The 18,858-nt window shown below is 65.4% G+C and carries 19 protein-coding genes; 12 read left to right on the forward strand and 7 right to left on the reverse strand.

Annotated elements, in window-relative coordinates; translation table 11 throughout:
- Positions 1–195 precede the first annotated feature (195 nt).
- Positions 196–1,386 carry an acyl-CoA dehydrogenase family protein gene (locus tag ACSQ1X_RS07000; RefSeq protein ID WP_436057164.1) on the forward strand — a complete coding sequence of 397 codons (1,191 nt, stop codon included), beginning with the start codon at positions 196–198 and terminating at the stop codon, positions 1,384–1,386.
- 53 nt (positions 1,387–1,439) lie between these two features.
- Here ACSQ1X_RS07000 and ACSQ1X_RS07005 read toward each other — a convergent pair whose 3' ends face one another.
- Entirely contained in the window at positions 1,440–1,982 is a 543-nt protein-coding gene (locus tag ACSQ1X_RS07005; protein WP_436057165.1) for a M23 family metallopeptidase, read from the reverse strand.
- Positions 1,983–2,431: 449 nt separating this feature from the next.
- On the opposite strand from ACSQ1X_RS07005, the gene rpsB reads away from it, so the two are divergent.
- The 6 genes from rpsB to ACSQ1X_RS07035 all read left to right on the forward strand — a co-directional run bounded on the left by rpsB (position 2,432) and on the right by ACSQ1X_RS07035 (position 7,424).
- On the forward strand, positions 2,432–3,325 hold the full coding sequence (rpsB, locus tag ACSQ1X_RS07010; protein WP_436057166.1) for a 30S ribosomal protein S2: 894 nt from the start codon (positions 2,432–2,434) through the stop codon (positions 3,323–3,325).
- Positions 3,326–3,453: 128 nt separating this feature from the next.
- Complete coding sequence (gene tsf / locus ACSQ1X_RS07015) at positions 3,454–4,290, forward strand: translation elongation factor Ts (RefSeq protein WP_055798576.1); 837 nt, start codon at positions 3,454–3,456, stop codon at positions 4,288–4,290.
- Between the two features lie 148 nt (positions 4,291–4,438).
- On the forward strand, positions 4,439–5,176 hold the full coding sequence (gene pyrH, locus ACSQ1X_RS07020; protein WP_028272131.1) for a UMP kinase: 738 nt from the start codon (positions 4,439–4,441) through the stop codon (positions 5,174–5,176).
- Between the two features lie 108 nt (positions 5,177–5,284).
- The gene (gene frr, locus ACSQ1X_RS07025) at positions 5,285–5,842 is read left to right on the forward strand and encodes a ribosome recycling factor (protein ID WP_028272132.1); all 558 of its coding nucleotides are present in this window, start codon (positions 5,285–5,287) and stop codon (positions 5,840–5,842) included.
- Positions 5,842–6,762 (forward strand): phosphatidate cytidylyltransferase, encoded by a 921-nt coding sequence (locus ACSQ1X_RS07030; RefSeq protein WP_028272133.1) that lies wholly within the window; start codon positions 5,842–5,844, stop codon positions 6,760–6,762. The genes frr and ACSQ1X_RS07030 overlap by 1 nt, the downstream gene beginning before the upstream one ends.
- 77 nt (positions 6,763–6,839) lie before the next feature.
- The gene (locus tag ACSQ1X_RS07035; protein ID WP_436057167.1) at positions 6,840–7,424 is read left to right on the forward strand and encodes a DivIVA domain-containing protein; all 585 of its coding nucleotides are present in this window, start codon (positions 6,840–6,842) and stop codon (positions 7,422–7,424) included.
- Positions 7,425–7,500: 76 nt separating this feature from the next.
- On the opposite strand, the gene ACSQ1X_RS07040 is transcribed toward ACSQ1X_RS07035, so the two are convergent.
- From ACSQ1X_RS07040 to ACSQ1X_RS07055, 4 genes are all read right to left on the reverse strand, one after another.
- Positions 7,501–8,997, reverse strand: a complete 1,497-nt coding sequence (locus tag ACSQ1X_RS07040; RefSeq protein WP_055798570.1) for a sodium/solute symporter — start codon at positions 8,995–8,997, stop codon at positions 7,501–7,503.
- Between the two features lie 7 nt (positions 8,998–9,004).
- On the reverse strand, positions 9,005–9,355 hold the full coding sequence (locus ACSQ1X_RS07045; RefSeq protein WP_055798567.1) for a hypothetical protein: 351 nt from the start codon (positions 9,353–9,355) through the stop codon (positions 9,005–9,007).
- The gene (locus ACSQ1X_RS07050) at positions 9,352–10,071 is read right to left on the reverse strand and encodes a LytR/AlgR family response regulator transcription factor (protein WP_055798566.1); all 720 of its coding nucleotides are present in this window, start codon (positions 10,069–10,071) and stop codon (positions 9,352–9,354) included. The genes ACSQ1X_RS07045 and ACSQ1X_RS07050 overlap by 4 nt, the downstream gene beginning before the upstream one ends.
- A gap of 66 nt (positions 10,072–10,137) precedes the next feature.
- Positions 10,138–11,355: a sensor histidine kinase gene (locus ACSQ1X_RS07055; RefSeq protein WP_436057168.1), complete on the reverse strand. Its 1,218-nt coding sequence runs from the start codon at positions 11,353–11,355 to the stop codon at positions 10,138–10,140.
- Positions 11,356–11,581: 226 nt separating this feature from the next.
- Between ACSQ1X_RS07055 and ACSQ1X_RS07060 the strand changes: the two genes are divergently transcribed.
- A complete protein-coding gene (locus ACSQ1X_RS07060; RefSeq protein ID WP_028272139.1) occupies positions 11,582–11,962 on the forward strand; it encodes a DUF485 domain-containing protein in 381 nt (126 codons plus the stop codon).
- Complete coding sequence (locus ACSQ1X_RS07065) at positions 11,959–13,575, forward strand: solute symporter family protein (protein ID WP_055798558.1); 1,617 nt, start codon at positions 11,959–11,961, stop codon at positions 13,573–13,575. Before ACSQ1X_RS07060 ends, ACSQ1X_RS07065 begins: the two co-directional genes overlap by 4 nt.
- Positions 13,576–13,652: 77 nt before the next feature.
- Here the strand turns inward: ACSQ1X_RS07065 and ACSQ1X_RS07070 are convergent, their stop codons facing one another.
- Both ACSQ1X_RS07070 and ACSQ1X_RS07075 read right to left on the reverse strand, forming a co-directional pair.
- On the reverse strand, positions 13,653–14,480 hold the full coding sequence (locus tag ACSQ1X_RS07070; protein WP_436057169.1) for a hypothetical protein: 828 nt from the start codon (positions 14,478–14,480) through the stop codon (positions 13,653–13,655).
- Positions 14,481–14,618: 138 nt separating this feature from the next.
- Positions 14,619–15,092: an Lrp/AsnC family transcriptional regulator gene (locus ACSQ1X_RS07075; protein ID WP_055798555.1), complete on the reverse strand. Its 474-nt coding sequence runs from the start codon at positions 15,090–15,092 to the stop codon at positions 14,619–14,621.
- A 196-nt stretch (positions 15,093–15,288) separates the two neighbouring features.
- Between ACSQ1X_RS07075 and pdhA the strand changes: the two genes are divergently transcribed.
- Genes pdhA through ACSQ1X_RS07090 form a run of 3 tightly spaced genes read left to right on the forward strand, consistent with a single transcriptional unit; the run spans position 15,289 to position 18,826 of the window.
- Positions 15,289–16,467: a pyruvate dehydrogenase (acetyl-transferring) E1 component subunit alpha gene (gene pdhA / locus ACSQ1X_RS07080; protein WP_055798552.1), complete on the forward strand. Its 1,179-nt coding sequence runs from the start codon at positions 15,289–15,291 to the stop codon at positions 16,465–16,467.
- A complete protein-coding gene (locus ACSQ1X_RS07085) occupies positions 16,467–17,477 on the forward strand; it encodes an alpha-ketoacid dehydrogenase subunit beta (RefSeq protein WP_055798549.1) in 1,011 nt (336 codons plus the stop codon). The genes pdhA and ACSQ1X_RS07085 overlap by 1 nt, the downstream gene beginning before the upstream one ends.
- Positions 17,474–18,826: a dihydrolipoamide acetyltransferase family protein gene (locus ACSQ1X_RS07090; protein WP_436057170.1), complete on the forward strand. Its 1,353-nt coding sequence runs from the start codon at positions 17,474–17,476 to the stop codon at positions 18,824–18,826. The genes ACSQ1X_RS07085 and ACSQ1X_RS07090 overlap by 4 nt, the downstream gene beginning before the upstream one ends.
- Positions 18,827–18,858 lie beyond the last annotated feature (32 nt).

The raw sequence follows: 18,858 nt of genomic DNA on the forward strand, positions 1-18,858 counted from the left end.
CTCTGTGCCGACAGCACCAGTACCGCGGAGCCGTGGACGATGTTCAGACATCGTCCACGGCTCTTTTTGTTTGGCGTCCTGACCCGGCAGCGCTTGCCCGGCACCTCGGCCTGCGGTATGTTACTCGTGAGTAACTTAATCGCCGGCGCGACGTCCGCGCCTGTGGTCGCTGCTGATCACCCGTGAAGGAACAACATGTCCAAAGCTGCAATCGACATCAACAACCTGCCGTACGCCGACGGCGACTTCTTCGCGTTCGAGCAGTTGCTCAGCGGCAAGGAGCAGGACCGGCTGGCCGAAGTCCGGGAGTTCCTGGCCCGCGAGGTCAAGCCGATCGCCGTCGACTGCTGGAACCGGGCCGAGTTCCCGATGGACCTGATCCCCAAGCTGGCCGAGATCGACCTCGTCAGCCCCGTCCGGCGCCAGGGCTACTCCAACCTCTTCGCGGGTATCCTTCACGCAGAGGCCACGCGCGCGGACACCTCCATCGCCACCTTCCTGGGTGTGCACGACGGTCTCTTCACCGGCTCCATCGAGACCCTCGCTTCGCAGGAACAGCAGGAAGCCTGGCTGCCGGACATCTACTCGCTGAAGAAGATCGGAGCCTTCGGCCTGACCGAACCGCTGGGCGGTTCCGATGTTGCCGGCGGCACGCGCACCACCGCGCGCCGCGAGGGCGACAGCTGGATCCTCAACGGCGCCAAGCGCTGGATCGGCAATGCCACGTTCTCTGACTGGGTGGTCATCTACGCCCGCGACCTCGCGGACAACCAGGTCAAGGGCTTCCTCGTCGACACCAAGACCGAGGGCTACAGCGCCACCAAGATTGAAAACAAGATCTCGCTGCGCACCGTCCAGAACGCCGACATCACGCTCGAAAACGTCGTCGTGCCGGACTTCTTCAAGCTTGCCAACGCCAACAGCTTCCGCGACACCAACAAGGTCCTGAAGGTGACCCGCCTCGCCGTAGCCTGGCAGGCGGTCGGCCAGCAGCTCGCGGCCTTCGACGTCGCCCGGCGATACGCCGTTGAGCGCAGCCAGTTCGGCCGCCCGATCGCATCGTTCCAGCTGGTCCAGAACCAGCTCGTGCAGATCCTTGGCAACGCCGTCAGTTCCATGGGCATGATGGTCCGCCTCTCCCAGCTTGAAGACGCCGGCGAGGCGAGGGATGAGCAGTCGGCCTTGGCCAAGGCCTTCACTACGGCGCGAATGCGCGAAAGCGTGGCCATCGGCCGCAGCCTCCTCGGCGGCAACGGCATTGTCACGGACTTCGAGATGGCCAAGATCTTCTCCGACGCCGAAGCGATCTACTCCTACGAGGGCACGCATGAGATCAACACGCTGGTGACGGGGCGCGCGATCACGGGGATTTCGGCAATCGTGTAGCCGGCGCTGGTGGCCGATCGCGCGGCCGCCCGCCGCTGGTCCGTCGCGGCCCTTCATCCTGAGCCCCGTCCACCAACGGGAAGCAGGATGGAGGGCCGCAGGTCTGTCACCAGGGAGAGTGGATTGATGTACTCCTCGCCCCGCCGCACGCCCCAGTGAAGGCACGGCAGCGACGCACAGTGTCCCTGCACCACCCTCCCGACGACGTCCCCTTTCGACACGGCGGCGCCGGTCGCCAGGCTGCTTTCGACGGGCTCGAAACTGCTGCGCAGGCCGTTGCCGTGATCGATGGTGATCACGGGCCTGTCCACTACGATGCCCGCGAAGCTGACGGTTCCGGACTCCGGAGCGGTGACCGGGCCGCCGTCGGCCGCTGCCTGCAGGTCCACCCCGCGGTGCCCGCTCATCCACGGCTTGTCCGGGGGGTCGAACGCGCGGAGTACCGCCGGCCTGGGCGCCAGGGGCCAGTCCCAGCTGCCGGGGGCGGCGGCTGCGGCAGATGAGGCGGCTGCGCCGGGTGTGCCCGCCGCGCCGGCGGAGGGCGCGATGGCGGAAACGGCGAGCAGGACGGCGGCCGGGATGGCTCGGAATTTCATGACTCCAGCCTGTTATCCCGACACTGCGGCAGGAAGGGGTTTCCGTCGCTATGTGGACAACGCGGCGCCCCCGGAAATGGTCTGATTCAGTGGGGCCGCTGTAGTACACTTGACGGAGCAGTTTGCTGTGCCCTCAACGATGCCCGGCCGGCGGTTCATGCCACCTATTGGTCGCTTGGTCCTTCCGGCAGTTCTAGTCAGCACGTCTCATTCAGAGGTGTGGGGGAGCAGTGGCTGACTACGCGTATCCAGCCCTCCTCACAAGAAGCCGAAAACTTCCCGTGCGAAGGACTGTGCCTCCTGCGGTCCGTGCCATATGGAACGGATGGGAAGCGCAGTGGATGCCAGGAGCAGCGCCCGCCTGGGCGAAGCTATTCAACCGTCAACTATTGGCAGGGTAAGAGAGCCATGGGCTCTCTCATGAATGACCTGCCGGAAGGAGCGTCGGCATGCCCGTCGTAACTATGCGCCAGCTGCTTGACAGCGGCGTCCACTTTGGACACCAGACCCGTCGTTGGAACCCGAAGATGAAGCGATTCATCTTCACGGAGCGCAACGGCATCTACATCATTGACCTGCAGCAGTCACTGTCCTACATCGACCGTGCCTACGAGTTCGTGAAGGCCACCGTTGCACACGGCGGCACCGTTCTCTTCGTCGGCACCAAGAAGCAGGCTCAGGAATCCATCGCCGAGCAGGCTACCCGCGTTGGCCAGCCGTACGTCAACCAGCGTTGGCTTGGCGGTATGCTGACCAACTTCCAGACGGTCTCCAAGCGTATCCAGCGCATGAAGGAACTCGAAGAGATCGACTTCGACGACGTCGCCGGTTCCGCTTACACCAAGAAGGAACTGCTGCTCCTTCGCCGTGAACTCACCAAGCTGGAAACCAACCTTGGCGGTATCCGCAACCTGACCAAGGCACCGTCCGTGCTCTGGATCGTGGACACCAAGAAGGAACACCTCGCCGTTGACGAGGCCAAGAAGCTGAACATCCCGGTTGTTGCCATCCTGGACACCAACTGCGATCCGGACGAAGTCGACTTCCCGATCCCGGGCAACGATGACGCCATCCGCTCCGTCAACCTGCTGACCCGCGTTGTTGCCGACGCCGTTGCTGAGGGCCTGATCGCCCGCAACCAGCGTGCAACCGGCACCACGGAAGCACCGGAAGAGCCGCTGGCCGAGTGGGAGCGCGAGCTCCTCGAAGGCAGCAAGGCTGAAGAGGCTGCCGCTCCGGCCGCCGCAGAAGCTGCTGCTCCGGCAGCTGAAGAAGCTGCCGCTCCGGCTGCCGAGGAAGCCCCGGCCGCTGCCGAGGCTCCCGCCGCCGACGCGGACAAGTAAGACAAATAAATCCGGATTCCCGGTGCTGCCAGCAGCGCCGGAACTGCTGACAGGATGGCCGCTCACTCGGTGAGCTGCCGTCCTGTCAGTCCGTACACCACACAAAATTTCTAGACAGAGGGGTTCACATGGCGAACTACACTGCCGCTGATATCAAGGCTCTGCGTGAGCGCACTGGCGCCGGCATGATGGATGTCAAGAAGGCTCTTGACGAAGCCAACGGTGACGCCGAAAAGGCCATCGAGATCATCCGCATCAAGGGCCTGAAGGGCGCTACCAAGCGTGAAGGCCGCTCCACCGCAGAAGGCCTGGTTGCTGCCAAGGTCGACGGCGGCGTCGGCGTGATGATCGAAGTCAACTGCGAGACCGACTTCGTTGCGAAGGCTGACAAGTTCATCCAGCTCGCCGACAAGGTCCTGGCCGTTGCAGTCGAGTCCGGCGCTGCCGACCTCGAGACCCTGCTGGCCACCGAGGTTGACGGCAAGCCGCTGTCCGAGGTCGTCGTTGAAGAAGGCGCCGTTCTGGGCGAAAAGGTTGTTGTCCGTCGCATCTCCCGTATCGAGGGCGCAACGGTCGACGCTTACCTGCACAAGACCTCCAAGGACCTCCCGGCCCAGGTCGGCGTCCTGTTCGCTGTCGACGGTGAAGGCGAAGCCGCTGCCACCGCAGCCCACGACGTCGCCGTGCACGTCGCCGCGATGTCCCCGAACTACCTCTCCCGCGAGGATGTTCCGGCCGAGCTCGTCGAGTCCGAGCGTCGCATCGCCGAGGAGACGGCCAAGGCTGAAGGCAAGCCCGAGGCTGCAATGACCAAGATTGTGGAAGGCCGTGTCACGGGCTTCTACAAGGGCGAGGTCCTCCTCGACCAGGCATTCGCCAAGGATGCCAAGAAGTCTGTCGCGCAGGTCCTCGAAGAGGCCGGCGTCAAGGGCACCGCTTTCACGCGTTTCCGCGTCGGTTCCTAGTTAGACACGCAAAGGGGTGGTCACTTCGGTGGCCGCCCCTTTTGCATGCAACCGCTGCCTTAAGGGCTGCACCTATGGCCGGGGGGAATGACACCTTTGGCCATCCGGCACGATAACCTAGCTCAGAGCTCATTTACGGGAAGGCACCATGGAAACCGTCAACAATTCTGTCCAGTCAGAGAAGAGCCGGCGTCGCGTCCTCCTGAAACTCTCCGGCGAGGTCTTCGGCGGCGGAAAGCTGGGCGTGGACCCGGACACCGTCCGCGGAGTCGCCAAGCAGATCGCCGCAGCAGTACCCGACGTCGAGGTGGCCATCGTTGTGGGCGGCGGTAACTTCTTCCGCGGCGCCGAACTGTCCCAGAGCGGCATGGACCGGTCGCGCGCCGACTATATGGGCATGCTGGGTACCGTGATGAACTGCCTGGCCCTCCAGGACTTCCTGGAACAGGCCGGCGTCGAGACCCGCGTGCAGAGCGCCATCACCATGGGCCAGGTGGCTGAGGCATATATCCCGCGCCGCGCCATCCGCCACATGGAAAAGGGCCGCGTCGTGATTTTCGGCGCAGGTGCCGGACTGCCCTACTTTTCCACCGACACCGTGGCTGCCCAGCGTGCGCTGGAAGTGCATGCCGACGTCGTCCTGATGGCAAAAAGCGGAGTGGACGGCGTCTACACCGCCGACCCCAAGAAGGATCCGGGCGCCGAGAAACTGGACCGCCTTAGCTACGATGACGCACTGCGCCGTGACATCCGCGTGATGGATCAGACCGCCATGACCATGTGCAAGGACAACAACCTCACCATGGTGGTGTTCGGCATGGAAGGCGAAGGCAACGTGACCCGGGCGATCCGCGGAGAGCAGCTGGGCACCGTAGTCACCCCCTAGTAACAGCTAGGATGATTTGAGGAAGGCCGGCCCGCAGGGCGGGCCGCAAAGACGGAACGAACCGTGCATTCCGGCCAGCCGGAATGGACCAATTTCTGAGGAGAGACCGTGATCGAAGAGACCTTGCTCGAAGCCGGGGACAAGATGGACAAGGCAGTCGAGGTAGCCAAGGAAGACTTCGCCTCGATCCGGACCGGCCGCGCTACGCCAGGACTCTACAACCGGGTGCTGGTGGACTACTACGGTTCACCCACCCCGCTGCAGCAGCTGGCATCGTTCGCCGTTCCCGACGCGCGGACCATCCTGATCACCCCCTTCGACAAGACGGCCCTGCGCGACATCGAGCGGGCCCTCAGCGACTCCGAGGTGGGCGCAAACCCGTCCAACGACGGCAACGTCATCCGGATCACCATTCCTGAGCTGACCAAGGAACGCCGCAAGGAATACGTCAAGATAGTCAAGGCAAAGGGCGAGGACGCCAAGGTGTCCATCCGGAACATCCGCCGCAAGGCGAAGGAAACCCTGGACAAGCTGGTCAAGGACGGCGAAGCGGGCGAGGACGAGGGCGCGCGCGGCGAGAAGGAACTCGACGCCATGACCAAATCGCACGTTGACGGCATCGACGACCTGCTCAAGCGCAAGGAAGCCGAGCTGCTCGAGGTCTGATGGATCAGGCACAGCAGGCGCCCGGACCCAGGGTCCGGGCCCGGGGGAAGCAGCGCTCCAACCCAACGCCCAAGGCCGGCAGGAATCTTCCGGCCGCCACCGTGGTGGGTCTTGCAATGCTTTTCGCCGTATTGGGGGGTCTCCTGTTCCTGCCGCTCGGATTTGTGCTGGTCACCACCACCTTCGCGGTGTTCGGCGTCTGGGAGATCTTCCGTGCCCTTGAAGTAAGCGGAACCCGCCTGCCCATCGTTCCGGTGATGGTGGGCACGGTGGGTATGCCGCTGGCTGCCTACTTCGGCGGACTGGAGAGCCTGCTGTTTGCGCTGCTGGCCAGCAGTGTGGCGGTGCTGTTGTGGCGGACCATTGAGAGTGCCGCCGGATCAGCCCGCAGCATCTTTGCCGGCGTCTTTACGCTGGCCTGGGTGCCGTTCTTCATCAGCTTCGCGATCCTGCCGCTGCACGGGGTGGGAAGCGTGACGCCGGTGGGCCTGTGGCCGGGCGGCGTGATTCCGGCCGGCGCGTGGCAGATCGCCACCATGCTCCTGCTGGTCGTTTCCAACGACACCTTCGGCTATCTTGTCGGGGCGTCCTTCGGGAAGCACCCCATGGCGCCCAAGATCAGCCCCAAGAAGTCGTGGGAAGGGTTCGCCGGATCCATCGCCGGCGCCATTGCCGTGGGTGTCCTGGCCTGCATTTTCCTGCTGGACAAGCCCTGGTGGGTCGGTGTGGTGCTGGCCGTGGGCATGGTGGCCGCGGCCACCATCGGCGACCTCTCCGAATCCATGGTCAAACGGGAACTCGGTATCAAGGACATGAGCAGCATCCTGCCCGGCCACGGCGGTGTGATGGACCGCCTGGACTCAATCGTCTTCGCCTCGCCGGCAGCGTTTATCCTGTTCACAGCTGTTTCGGGAGCCTGAGGCCTCCTGCCCGGCAACAGATCCGCACCTTAGACTGGTGCGGAGCAAAACAGCTGAACAGCACTGAAGGAAGCAAAGTGACAGTGGACATTCAACGGCAGATACCTGCGTCATTTGACCGCGTGCAGCGGAATGAATACGGCTACAACGCCAAGCAAGTGGACGAGTTCCTCCAGCGGGCGCGGGTTTCGTTCGAGAATGCGGGAGCAGCAGGACGGGATGTCAAGAGCGCCGACGTCCGCGCCGTCTGCTTCGATCCTGTCAAGGGCGGCTACGCCGCGGCCGGCGTCGACGCGGCCCTGGACCGCCTGGAGGACGCATTCGCACGGCGGGAGCGGGATGAGCTCATCGCGGCCCGCGGCGAGGAAGCCTGGCTCCGTGAAATCGGCAAGCTGTCCGGTCTGCTGCGGGGAAGGCTGCACCGTCGCGACGGTGAGCGGTTCCGCCGGCCCGCAGGCAGCCGGGGCCGGAGTTACAACACCGTGGACGTGGACAACCTGTGCCACGACCTCATCGGCTACCTCGAGGCGGACCAGCCGCTCAGCGTCGATAATGTCCGCCGCGCGGTCTTCCGGCAGGCCAAGGGCAAGGACGGTTACGAAGAAACCCAGGTGGACGCCTTCCTGGACCGCGTGGTCGAGCTTATGGCAGCCATCGACTGACCGTTTTGCGGCCGGTTTGTGACCGGCGGTCCGTGGCGGCCGTAGCGCTGCTGGCGGTCCTGTAGTCCTTTCGGTTCTAGCGGTCGGAGGCTCCCTGCCGTTCAGTGGCCAGCGGGCGTTCCGGCGTGTGCAGCCTGGTCATCACTTTCGTGAGCGTCCTCGGCACGCGCCCCTTGGTGGCACGGGAGACCAGGACCATCACGGCGAACGCCGCCGGGACCGTCCAGGCTGCCGGTTGTGCCAGCCACTGCGGCATCGCGGCGCCGGAGGCGGCCGGACCGGACAGGGCGCCTGCAACCAGGGCGCCGCCGCACAGGACGCCGCCAGTCACCATCCCGGCGATGGCTCCGGCGTCCGTGAGGCCGCGCCACCAGATCCCCAGCAGCAGGGCGGGGCAGATGGTTGAGGCCGTGAACGCGAACACGAGGCCCACGCTGCCCGCCAGGGCCAGTGAATCGGTCATAAACGCGAAGCCCAGCGGAACAGTCGCCGAAATCAGCGCGGCCAGGCGGAAGCCGCGGACGCTCCCGCCCAGGACGTCCTGGCTGATGACGCCTGCGAGCGAGACCACCAGCCCTGAGGTGGTGGACAGGAAGGCCGCGAACGCTCCCGCCACCACGAGTGCTGAGAGCATGTCCCCGGCCGGGCCGCCGATCAGCCGCCCGGGCAGGAGCAGGACCAGCGCATCGGACCGGCCGCCCTGGGCCAGGCCCGGGGCGAACATTCGCCCGAGCAGTCCGTAGGCGGTGGGAAAGAGATAGAACACGGAGAGCAGCCCCAGCACGATCAGGGTGGTGCGGCGGGCCGACTGTCCGTCAGGGTTGGTGTAGAACCGCACCAGGACGTGCGGCAGCCCCAGCGTGCCAAAGAGCAGCGCCACCAGCAGCGAGATGTTCTGGTAGGGCCCGGTGGGAGCCAGCCCGGTGGGGTTCGTGTTGGCTTCGGCCAGGGCCGGTGTCCCGTTGCCCGCCAGCACGAGGGCGATGAACACAATGGGCACCGCCAGGGCCGTGAGCTTCAGCCAGTACTGGAACGCCTGCACAAAAGTGATGGAGCGCATCCCGCCGGCCACCACCGTCAGGCACACCACTATGACTACCGCTACGGATCCCACCCAGGACGGAAGCCCGGTGGTGATGCGGATTGTCAGGGCTGCGCCGTGTAGTTGCGGCACGATGTACAGCCAGCCCACCACCACGACCACCAAGCTGGTGACCCGGCGGACTGCCCGTGAATCCAGCCGCACTTCGGTGAAATCCGGAATCGTGTAGGCCCCGGAGCGGCGGAGGGGAGCGGCAACAAAGAGCAGCAGCATCAGGTAACCCGCGGTGTAGCCGATGGGAAACCAGAGTGCGTCCGTGCCGGAGAGGAGGACCAGGCCGGCCACGCCCAGGAAACTCGCGGCAGAGAGGTATTCGCCGCCGATCGCCGAAGCATTCCACCATGGCCGGACCGTCCGCGATGCCACGTAGAAGTCGCCGGTGGTGCGTGAAATCCGCAATCCATAGAACCCGACGACGGCGGTGGCCACGGAAACGGCAACAAACGCCGCGATGCCGACCACCGGGTTCACTGCCGCGTCACCTGTCCTCCGCCAGGTCCCGGTATCGGGCCTCGTTGCGGGTTGCCGTCCGGATGAAAAGCCACGCGCTCAGCCCGATCACCGGATATATCCCGGCTCCGAGAAGGAGCCAGCCGAAGGGCAGGCCCGCGATCTTCGCTTCGGCAAGCCCGGGAACTAGTCCCAGCATGAGGGGAAACGCCAGCAGGATCAGTAGGAAGCCGGCGGCCACCACGAGGGACAGGCGCAGCTGGGAGCGGATCAGGGACCGGACGAACACCTGGCCCACATCGGATTCCTCGGCGGCCACACGCGAATCCATCACCGGCTTGGCCTCGGACCTGGGCGCCGTTACCTTGACGCGGGTCATGCCTGCGGCCGGATCCGGGTGGTTTCCAGTTTCTCCCGGACCGACGGCAGGTGGCGGCGGCTGATCGGCAGTTCGGCTCCTGCCACCGTGACTGTAGGCCGCGCTGCGGCAAGCTTCATGTGGCTTACGTGATTGAGCGCAATGAGGTAGGACCGGTGCGTGCGGAGGAAGCCGGCCTCTGCCCACTGCTGCTCCAGATCGGCCAGCGGGACGCGGATGAGATAGCTGGCTTCCGCCGTGTGCAGCCGGGCGTAGTCGCCCTGGGCCTGGACGTACGTGACGTCGTCGCGCCGGATCATCCGCGTGGTGCCGCCGAGGTCCACCGTGATCATCTCCGGCGGTGCTCCGCCGTCTTTCATGAGTTCGCTGATGCGGCCCACGGACCTTGCCAGGCGCTCGGCCCGTACGGGTTTCAGCAAGTAGTCGACGGCGGCGAGTTCGAAGGCTTCAAGCGCGCACTCCTCATCCGCCGTCACGAAGACGACGGCCGGGGGATTGCTGCTCCGGGAAATAGCGCGGGCAATGTCCAAGCCGGACAAGGCGGGCATGTGGATGTCCAAAAACACCGCGTCCACCGTCTCGGCGTCCAGGACCCGGAGTGCCTCGGCCCCGGACGATGCCCGGTGGATGGCTCCGATCCGGTCGTCCCGGCCCAGCAGGAATGCCAGTTCCTCGACGGCAGGCAGCTCGTCGTCGGCGACGAGGACGTTAATCATGGTTCTAGGTTAGCCCCGAGACGCCCATGCCCGCGTCAGGACCATGTTCGAAGGACACCAGCCCGCTCACGCGTCGTGGCTTGGCTGTGACTTGGGAACGCGCATGGTGATCAGTGTTCCCTCGCCGGGTGCCGTCTCGATGACCAGGCCGTTGTCCTCGCCGTAGACCTGCCGGAGCCGGGCGTCCACGTTCCGCAGCCCCACATGGTCCCCGTCGCTGTGCCCGGCCAGCATGGACCGCAGCTGTTCGGGATCCATCCCCACGCCGTCGTCCTCGATGGTTACCTCCGCGAAGGCACCGGAATCGTTCGCAGCAATGGTGATGTGGCCCGGACCTTCCTTGGCCTCCAGGCCGTGCCGGACAGCGTTTTCGACCAGGGGCTGCAGGCTCAGGAACGGGATCACCGTGCTCAGCACCTCGGGTGCGATCCGCAGGCTCACCTGGACGCGGTCGCCGAACCGCGCGCGTTCCAGGAGCAGGTAGCGGTCGATGCAGCGGAGCTCTTCGGCAAGGGTGGTGAAGTCCCCGTGGCGGCGAAAGGAGTAGCGGGTGAAGTCGGCAAATTCCACCACCAGTTCCCTGGCCCGGACGGGGTCGGTGTTGATGAACGACGCGATGGCGTTGAGGGAGTTGTAGATAAAGTGCGGGCTGATCTGGGCGCGGAGGGCGCGGACCTCGGCCTCCATCAGGAGGGTGCGTGAGGCGTCGAGCTCGGCGAGTTCGACCTGGGCCGCCACCCAGTCGGCCACTTCGCCCGTGGCCCTGACCAGGCCGGCCCCCGCGGACGGCGCAAAGGCCGCCACAACGCCCACCACGCGCGCGCCGGCCTTGATCGGGGCAATGACCACTGCACGTTCGACGTCGGGCGTGATCGGGCCGGAGGCGGTGTCGCCGGCGAGCATCTGCAGCTCGCCTGCCGGGATCACGGCCGTGTGGCCGCCGTCGAGCACCTTGGCGGCGAGTCCCATCAGGGATGGTTTCAGCTCTTCGGCGGCGCCGTCCCAGGCGAGCACCCCCGAGGTGTCGGTGATGGCCAGGGCATCGCAGCCCAGGATGGTGCGAAGCTGCCGGCTCGCTTTCGCCGCGCCTGCAGGGTTCAGCCCGGTACGCAGGTGCTGGCCGGCCCGGGAAGCCGCGTGCAGGGTCTTGTAGGTGGCCCGTTCCGCGTCCGTGCCGAGCTCACGGAAGGACCGCAGGACTTTGAGGCCCACGCCGACGACGACGGCGATCGCCATGGCGATCACGGCGATCGCGGCGGCGGTGAACAACGGGGAGTCCGGCATGGGCCCAGCGTATCGCGGCACTCGCCGGGCCGCTGCCCGGAGCCCTTCGGACCTTGCTTGAGGGACCGTTGAGCGCAGCATCAGGACCGCTGAGCGACGGCCCTGCGGGCTTCTCTGGAATGTAAGCACCATCACGGGGCACAGTGATTGCAGTCACATTGGCTGGGACTGTCTTTGGGAGGCAGGGGCAGCAGGTGTGGACGGCAAGTCTCAATGAGGAGGAATGATGGGTAACGATGCCCCAACTCCGGACGCAGCGGCGTCCGTGGACTTCAAGCAAGTCCAGTCGACCAAGCAGTTCCAGGAACTGCGCAAGCGTCACCGCAGCTTTGTCTTTCCGATGGCCGTTGCGTTCCTGCTCTGGTATTTCGCATACGTCCTCCTGGCCGACTACGCGGTCGGCTTCATGTCCACGAAAGTCTGGGGCAACATCAACATCGGGCTGATCCTGGGCCTGCTGCAGTTCGTTTCCACGTTCGCCATCACCGGCTGGTACGTGAGCTACTCCAACCGGCGGCTCGATCCCATTGCGGCCGAAATCCGCCACGAAATCGAAGGCCACGAGTTCGACAAGGAAGGCAACAAAATCAGCGGGGTAACGAAATGACGCTTATGGTTCCCGCAGTAAACGTTGCGGATCTCAAGGACACCACCCTGCTGAACATGGGCATCTTCGGCCTGTTCGTGGCCATAACCATGGTCATCGTGATCAAGGCCAGCCGCAACAACAAGACGGCGGCAGACTACTACGCCGCCGGACGCTCCTTCACTGGTCCGCAGAACGGCACCGCCATCGCCGGCGACTACCTCTCGGCGGCCTCGTTTCTGGGGATCACCGGCGCCATCGCCATCAACGGCTACGACGGCTTCATGTACTCCATCGGCTTCCTGGTCGCCTGGCTGGTCGCCCTGCTCCTCGTCGCCGAACTGCTCCGCAACACCGGCAAGTTCACCATGGCCGATGTGCTCTCCTTCCGACTCAAGCAGCGCCCGGTGCGCATCGCGGCAGCCATCTCCACCCTTGCGGTCTGCTTCTTCTACCTGCTGGCGCAGATGGCCGGAGCCGGCAGCCTGATCTCCTTGCTCCTCGGCATCAGCGACTGGGGCGGACAGGCCCTGGTGATCATCGTCGTCGGCGCCCTGATGATCATGTACGTACTGATCGGCGGCATGAAGGGCACCACCTGGGTGCAGATCATCAAGGCCATGCTGCTGATTGCCGGCGCCGCCGTGATGACCTTCTGGGTCCTCGCCATCTACGGCTTCAACCTCTCCGACCTTCTGGGCGGGGCGGTGGAAACCTCAGGCAACCCGAACATGCTCAACCCGGGCCTGCAGTATGGCAAGACCGAGACCTCCAAGCTTGACTTCATGTCCCTGGGCCTGGCGCTCGTGCTCGGCACCGCGGCCCTGCCCCACGTGCTGATGCGCTTCTACACGGTTCCCACCGCCAAGGAAGCCCGCAAGTCCGTGGTCTGGTCCATCTGGCTGATCGGCCTGTTCTACCTGTTCACCCTGGTCCTGGGGTACGGCGCCGCGGCACTGGTCGGCGCGGACACCATCAAGAGTGCCCCGGGCGGCGTAAACTCGGCCGCACCGCTGCTGGCGTTCCACCTCGGCGGGCCGCTGCTGCTCGGCTTCATCTCCGCGGTGGCCTTCGCCACCATCCTGGCCGTCGTCGCCGGACTTACCATCACCGCGGCGGCATCGTTCGCCCACGACATCTACGCCAGCGTTATCGCCAAGGGGAAGGCCGACGCCGACACCGAGGTCAAGGTGGCGCGGCGCACCGTGGTGGTCATCGGGCTTCTGGCTATTGCGGGCGGCATCTTCGCCAACGGCCAGAACGTGGCGTTCCTTGTCGCGCTCGCCTTCGCGGTAGCCGCATCGGCCAACCTGCCTACCATCGTGTACTCGCTGTTCTGGCGTAAGTTCACCACCCAGGGCGCAATCTGGAGCATGTACGGCGGGCTGGGCTCGGCGATCATCCTGATTGCCCTGTCGCCGGTGGTCTCGGGTGCCAAGACGTCCATGATCCCGGGTGCCAACTTCGCGATCTTCCCGCTGAGCAACCCCGGCATCGTCTCCATCCCGCTCGCGTTCTTCCTGGGCTGGCTCGGTTCGGTGCTGGACAAGAAGCTGGAAGACACCACCAAGCAGGCCGAAATGGAAGTACGTTCCCTGACCGGCGTAGGCGCCGAGAAGGCCGTGGACCACTAGTCCCTGCCGGTTGACACGAAAAACAGGAGCTCCCGCGAAAACTGCGGGAGCTCCTGTTTTGTGTTTGAACCTTGGGATCAGGCCTTGGGCCGGAGCTTGATGTTGATCATCTTCATGTCCTTGTTGCCGTCGAAGCGGTAGGCCAGGTCCACTTCCTTGCCGTCGCAGCTGATGACCCCTGCGACGTCGGCAGCGTTATTGCCGTTTTCCGTGCTGACCTTGAGGTCGTTGTAGCTCGGTTTGCAGGTACCGTCCAGCTTGAGGCTTTGGACGCCGGCGGCGAATTCTTCCTTCGAGAGCTTGTCCTGAAGGGCGGGGTCGAGGAAGTCGTCGTAGGCGGCGTCGGTGTCCCCGGCGATGACGAGCTTTGTAAAATCGTCCGCCAGCCCTTTGGCTTTCGCGGTGGCGCCACCCACGAGGTTAAGCAGCAGCGCCACACCCACGACGGCGAGGAGCACGACTCCGCCCAGGATGATCCACAGTTTCCTGCGGTTCCTGGCCGGCGGCTGCTGGCCGGGAGCGCCGTAAGGCCCGGGGACGGCAGGAGCGCCGTACGGGGAGCCTTCGTACTGCGGATGGCCGCCCTGCGGGGTTCCGTATTGCGGCTGCCCGGCAAGGGGATCCGTGGGCGGCGGCGGTCCGTACTGCGGCTGCCCGTGCTGCGGCTGCCCGTAGTCGGGGGTTCCGTAGCGCGGAGTCCCGTAACGAGGAGCGGGCGGCTGCTGGCCGGAGGGTTCATACGGCGGAAGGGGCGGCTGCCCGGGGACTTCCGGTTGAGGGCCGCCTGGCTGAGGGGTGCCTTGTTGGGGTTCGGCGCGCGGCGGGACGGGAGGTGGCTGCTGCCGCCGACGGCCCACGCCGGGGCCCGGTTCGGCAGGCTGGTACGGTTCCTGAGGATTGCTCAAGATCAAGCCTTTCCGGCAGCCGGCCTGGCCACTGCCTGGTTGCACGGACCGTTCACGGCCGCGATTCATTCAACTGCACCCAGCCTATAACCCCGCGCCCTTAGCCCGGGCGCGTCACCGGCCCCGGGGCGCCTCACCTCACCCTTCGGCGTGGCCCCGCTCGAGCAGCGGCTGGACCCGGAAGGGGATCAGCTCTCCCATGGCGAGGGCGGTGTCCGTCCGGTCCACTCCTTCACAGGCCAGGATCTTGCCGTTGATCCGGAAGAGGTCCTCGGCGTCCAGTGCCACCACCCGCAGCAGGAGGTCGGCGGAACCTGTCAGCCCGTAGCCTTCCAGGATTTCCGGGATGCCGGCGAGGTCCACCGCCAACTGGCCCAGCTTCTGCTGCTGTACATGGACGGAGATGAACGCCATCAGCGGGTATCCCAGCGCCGCAGGATTGATGCGCCGTTCGAAGGACAGGAAGACGTGCTTCTTCTCCAGCTGGGCCAGCCGGGCCTGCACGGTGTTGCGCGAGAGCCCAAGCTTCTGCGCCAGGGCCACCACCGTCCGCTTCGGGTCCTTGGCGAGGGCGGAAAGGAGCCGGGTGTCGGTGCCATCCAAAGCTTGCATAATGCGCAAGATTAGCACGACAGATGCCACCGGGGCAGTGCATTCTGCTCAGTTTTATCCATGGTGGTTGTACCCAATGAGCATTGTGAGTATCGTCACAATTATCCGGGGCAACGGCGCCCGGGCGGCTGGCGTGCACGGGGATCACGAGTTCCCTGAGCGCCGGTGACACGACGTATGAAGGTTGCGTGCAACTGTGTTTACAGACGAGTTGGGTCAGGGCGGCAACGCCGCCGGTGGCCCGGACAACAGTGCAGGACATCACAGCGGGACGGGCGAGAGCCTGGTCCAACTCATCACTCCGGGGGGTGAACGCGTCAGTCATCCGCAGTACGACGCCTGGGTCCGGGAGGTCACTGATGAGCAGCTAGGTTCCCTTTATGAGGACATGGTGGTCATCCGGCGGATCGATACCGAAGCCACCGCCCTCCAGCGCCAGGGGGAGCTCGGCCTGTGGCCGCCGCTCCTGGGGCAGGAGGCCTCCCAGGTTGGCTCCGCGAGGGCGCTCCGCGACGATGACTTCGTGTTTTCCAGTTACCGCGAGAACGGTGTTGCTTACTGCCGCGGCGTGGACCTGGCCGACATCCTCAAGGTGTGGCGGGGCAATGCGTCGTCGGGCTGGGATCCGTACACCGTCAACATGGCCACTCCGCAGATCATCATCGGAGCCCAGACCCTTCATGCCACCGGCTACGCCATGGGCATCCAAAATGATGGCGCAGACTCCGTGGCCGTCACGTACTTCGGCGACGGCGCCACCAGCGAGGGGGACGTCAACGAGGCCATGGTCTTCGCCGCCAGCTTCCAGTCCCCGGTGATCTTCTTTTGCCAGAACAACCACTGGGCCATCTCCGAGCCGGTCCGCCTGCAGTCCCACATCAGGATCGCCGACCGTGCGGCAGGGTTCGGGATTCCGAGCGTCCAGGTTGATGGCAACGACGTGCTTGCGGTGATGGCGGCCACCCGCGAGGCAATCGAACGGGCCCGCCACGGCGGCGGCCCGACGTTCATCGAAGCGGTCACATACCGGATGGGTCCGCACACGACTGCCGACGATCCCACGCGGTACCGGGATGCCAACGAACTGGAAGACTGGGCGGCCAAGGACCCGATTGCCCGGGTCAAGGGCCTGCTGGAACGCAAGGGACTCCTCACGGAGCAGCTCGAGGCCCAGGTGGCTGCCAAGGCCGACGCCGTTGCCCGGGAGCTGCGGGCCGGTTGCATCAACATGCCGGATCCGCAGCCGCTGGACATCTTCAAGCACGTCTACAGCACCCCCAACTCCTGGCTGGACCGCCAGGAGGACCACTACTCCCGTTACCTGGCTTCCTTCGGCGATCCCGCGGGTGCCAACTCTGAAGAAGGTGCTCGCTGATGACCCAGATGACCTTTGCCCGGGCAATTAACTCCGGCCTCCGAAAGTCCCTCGAAAACGACCCCAAGGTCATCCTGATGGGCGAGGACATCGGCACCCTCGGCGGCGTCTTCCGCGTGACCGACGGTTTGCAGAAGGACTTCGGCAAGCACCGCGTGGTGGACACCCCGCTCGCCGAATCTGCCATCATGGGCACCGCCGTCGGCCTCGCCTACCGCGGCTACCGGCCAGTGGTGGAGATCCAGTTCGACGGGTTCATCTATCCGGCGTTCGACCAGATCGTGTCCCAAGTGGCCAAGATCCACTACCGCACGCAGGGCGACGTCAAGATGCCCATCACCGTGCGCGTTCCCTTTGGCGGCGGCATCGGATCCCCGGAACACCACTCCGAGTCGCCCGAGGCGTACTTCACCCACACGTCCGGCCTCCGCGTGGTCAGCGTTTCCAACCCGCAGGACGCACACACCATGATCCAGCAGGCCATTGCCTGCGACGATCCCGTGCTGTTCTTCGAGCCGAAGCGCCGCTATCACGACAAGGGCGAAGTCGATGAGTCGATCGATCCCGCCACTGCGCTGTCCATGGAGAAGGCCCGGGTGGTCGCCGAAGGCAAGGACGTCACGCTCGTCGCCTACGGTCCGCTGGTCAAGACTGCGAAGGACGCCGCCCTGGCCGCAGCGGACGAAGGCGTTTCGATTGAGGTCATCGACCTGCGCTCGCTGGCGCCGGTGGACTTCGCCACGCTGGAGGCCTCGGTGCGCAAGACGGGACGGCTCGTGATTACGCACGAGGCCGGGCAGTCCGGCGGGCTCGGTGCCGAAGTGGCCGCGAGCATCACCGAACGCTGCTTCTACCACCTCGAAGCCGCCCCGGTCCGGGTCACCGGCTTCGACGTCCCGTACCCGTATTCGAAACTTGAAATGCATCATCTTCCGGGTCTGGACAGAATCCTTGACGGTGTGGACCGTGCCCTGGGCCGTCCCAACTCCCTCAGCGGGCTGGAAGGATGAGCGCCGCCATGATCAAGGAATTCAGGCTCCCGGACCTCGGCGAGGGGCTGACGGAATCGGAAATCCTCAGCTGGAAAGTGGCTGTGGGCGATACCGTGGCGTTGAACCAGGTCATTGCTGAAGTGGAAACGGCCAAGGCCGTCGTCGAACTGCCGTCGCCGTTCGCCGGTGTGATCACCGCCCTCCACGAGCAGCCGGGAACCGTGGTGGAAGTAGGTAAGCCGATCGTTTCCTTCGAGGTTGAAGGTGACGACGGCGGGCCGTCCACCGGCGGCCCGGCTCCGGCCGGTCCCGGCAAGCGGGAACCCAACCTCGTTGGGTACGGCGCCGTCGTCGAAAGTTCCGGCCGTCCGGCACGGCGCGCACGTGCGTTCGCTGCGCCGGTGGCTGAACCGGTCGAAACCCGGGCTACGGCTGCGCCGGTGGTTGAGCCGGTAGAAACCCGGGCCACGGCCGAACGTCCGCGGTCCACGCCGCCGGTTCGGAAGCTGGCGAAGGATCTTGGCGTTGAGCTCACGGCAGTGAGCGGCACCGGCGCGGGCGGGCTGATCACACGCGACGACGTGCGGAACTTCGTTGGCGGGGGAGACCTCCCCGCGGCTGCGCGGGCTCTGGCCGGAGCGGGTGAGGAAACCCGGACCGCGGGGGAGCGCGAAACGCGGACCCCGATCAAGGGGGTCCGCAAGCTGACGGCCGCGGCGATGGTGTCGAGTGCGTTCACGGCACCGCACGCCACGGAATTCCTGACTGTTGACGTCACACCCACCATGGAATTGCTGGCGCGGCTCAAGGCAAGCCGGGCTTTTGAGGGCTTCAAGCTGACACCGCTGACGCTCGTGGCCAAGGCATTGCTGATTGCCCTTCGCCGCCAGCCGTCGCTGAATTCGCGGTGGGACGAAGCGAACCAGGAGATCGTGCAGTTCAACTACGTGAACCTTGGCATCGCCGCGGCCACTCCCAGGGGACTGACCGTGCCGAACATCAAGGACGCCGACCGGCTGTCCCTGACTGAGCTGTCCACGGCGCTCACGGCGCTGACCGAGACCGCCCGCGCGGGCAAGACCAGCCCGGCCGAGCTCTCCGGCGGCACCATCTCCATCACGAACATCGGAGTTTTCGGCATCGATGCCGGCACGCCGATCCTCAACCCGGGCGAAGCGGCCATCCTCGCCATGGGCGCCGTGCGGAAGATGCCCTGGGAGTACCAGGATGAAGTGGCCCTCCGCCAGGTCATGACCCTGAGCCTGTCCTTCGACCACAGGCTGGTCGACGGCGAACAGGGGTCACGCTTCCTGGCGGACATCGGGGCGATCCTCGCGGACCCGGGCATGGTCCTGGCAATGGTTTAGCCAATCCACAAAAACTGCCGGCCGCCCCTTCC

It is taken from the genome of Arthrobacter sp. LjRoot78 (genome assembly GCF_964254335.1).
In the GTDB taxonomy this organism is placed as follows: domain Bacteria; phylum Actinomycetota; class Actinomycetes; order Actinomycetales; family Micrococcaceae; genus Arthrobacter.

Bases quoted from the DNA above. Each gene is read 5' to 3' on its own strand.
- rpsB (WP_436057166.1), top strand. From the start codon at position 2,432: ATGCCCGTCGTAACTATGCGCCAGCTGCTTGACAGCGGCGTCCACTTT.
- tsf (WP_055798576.1), top strand. From the start codon at position 3,454: ATGGCGAACTACACTGCCGCTGATATCAAGGCTCTGCGTGAGCGCACT.
- ACSQ1X_RS07000 (WP_436057164.1), top strand. From the start codon at position 196: ATGTCCAAAGCTGCAATCGACATCAACAACCTGCCGTACGCCGACGGC.
- ACSQ1X_RS07055 (WP_436057168.1), bottom strand. From the start codon at position 11,355: ATGCCGGACTCCCCGTTGTTCACCGCCGCCGCGATCGCCGTGATCGCC.
- ACSQ1X_RS07085 (WP_055798549.1), top strand. From the start codon at position 16,467: ATGACCCAGATGACCTTTGCCCGGGCAATTAACTCCGGCCTCCGAAAG.
- ACSQ1X_RS07030 (WP_028272133.1), top strand. From the start codon at position 5,842: ATGGATCAGGCACAGCAGGCGCCCGGACCCAGGGTCCGGGCCCGGGGG.
- ACSQ1X_RS07050 (WP_055798566.1), bottom strand. From the start codon at position 10,071: ATGATTAACGTCCTCGTCGCCGACGACGAGCTGCCTGCCGTCGAGGAA.
- ACSQ1X_RS07090 (WP_436057170.1), top strand. From the start codon at position 17,474: ATGAGCGCCGCCATGATCAAGGAATTCAGGCTCCCGGACCTCGGCGAG.
- ACSQ1X_RS07045 (WP_055798567.1), bottom strand. From the start codon at position 9,355: ATGACCCGCGTCAAGGTAACGGCGCCCAGGTCCGAGGCCAAGCCGGTG.
- ACSQ1X_RS07060 (WP_028272139.1), top strand. From the start codon at position 11,582: ATGGGTAACGATGCCCCAACTCCGGACGCAGCGGCGTCCGTGGACTTC.
- pyrH (WP_028272131.1), top strand. From the start codon at position 4,439: ATGGAAACCGTCAACAATTCTGTCCAGTCAGAGAAGAGCCGGCGTCGC.
- ACSQ1X_RS07065 (WP_055798558.1), top strand. From the start codon at position 11,959: ATGACGCTTATGGTTCCCGCAGTAAACGTTGCGGATCTCAAGGACACC.
- ACSQ1X_RS07075 (WP_055798555.1), bottom strand. From the start codon at position 15,092: ATGCAAGCTTTGGATGGCACCGACACCCGGCTCCTTTCCGCCCTCGCC.
- ACSQ1X_RS07005 (WP_436057165.1), bottom strand. From the start codon at position 1,982: ATGAAATTCCGAGCCATCCCGGCCGCCGTCCTGCTCGCCGTTTCCGCC.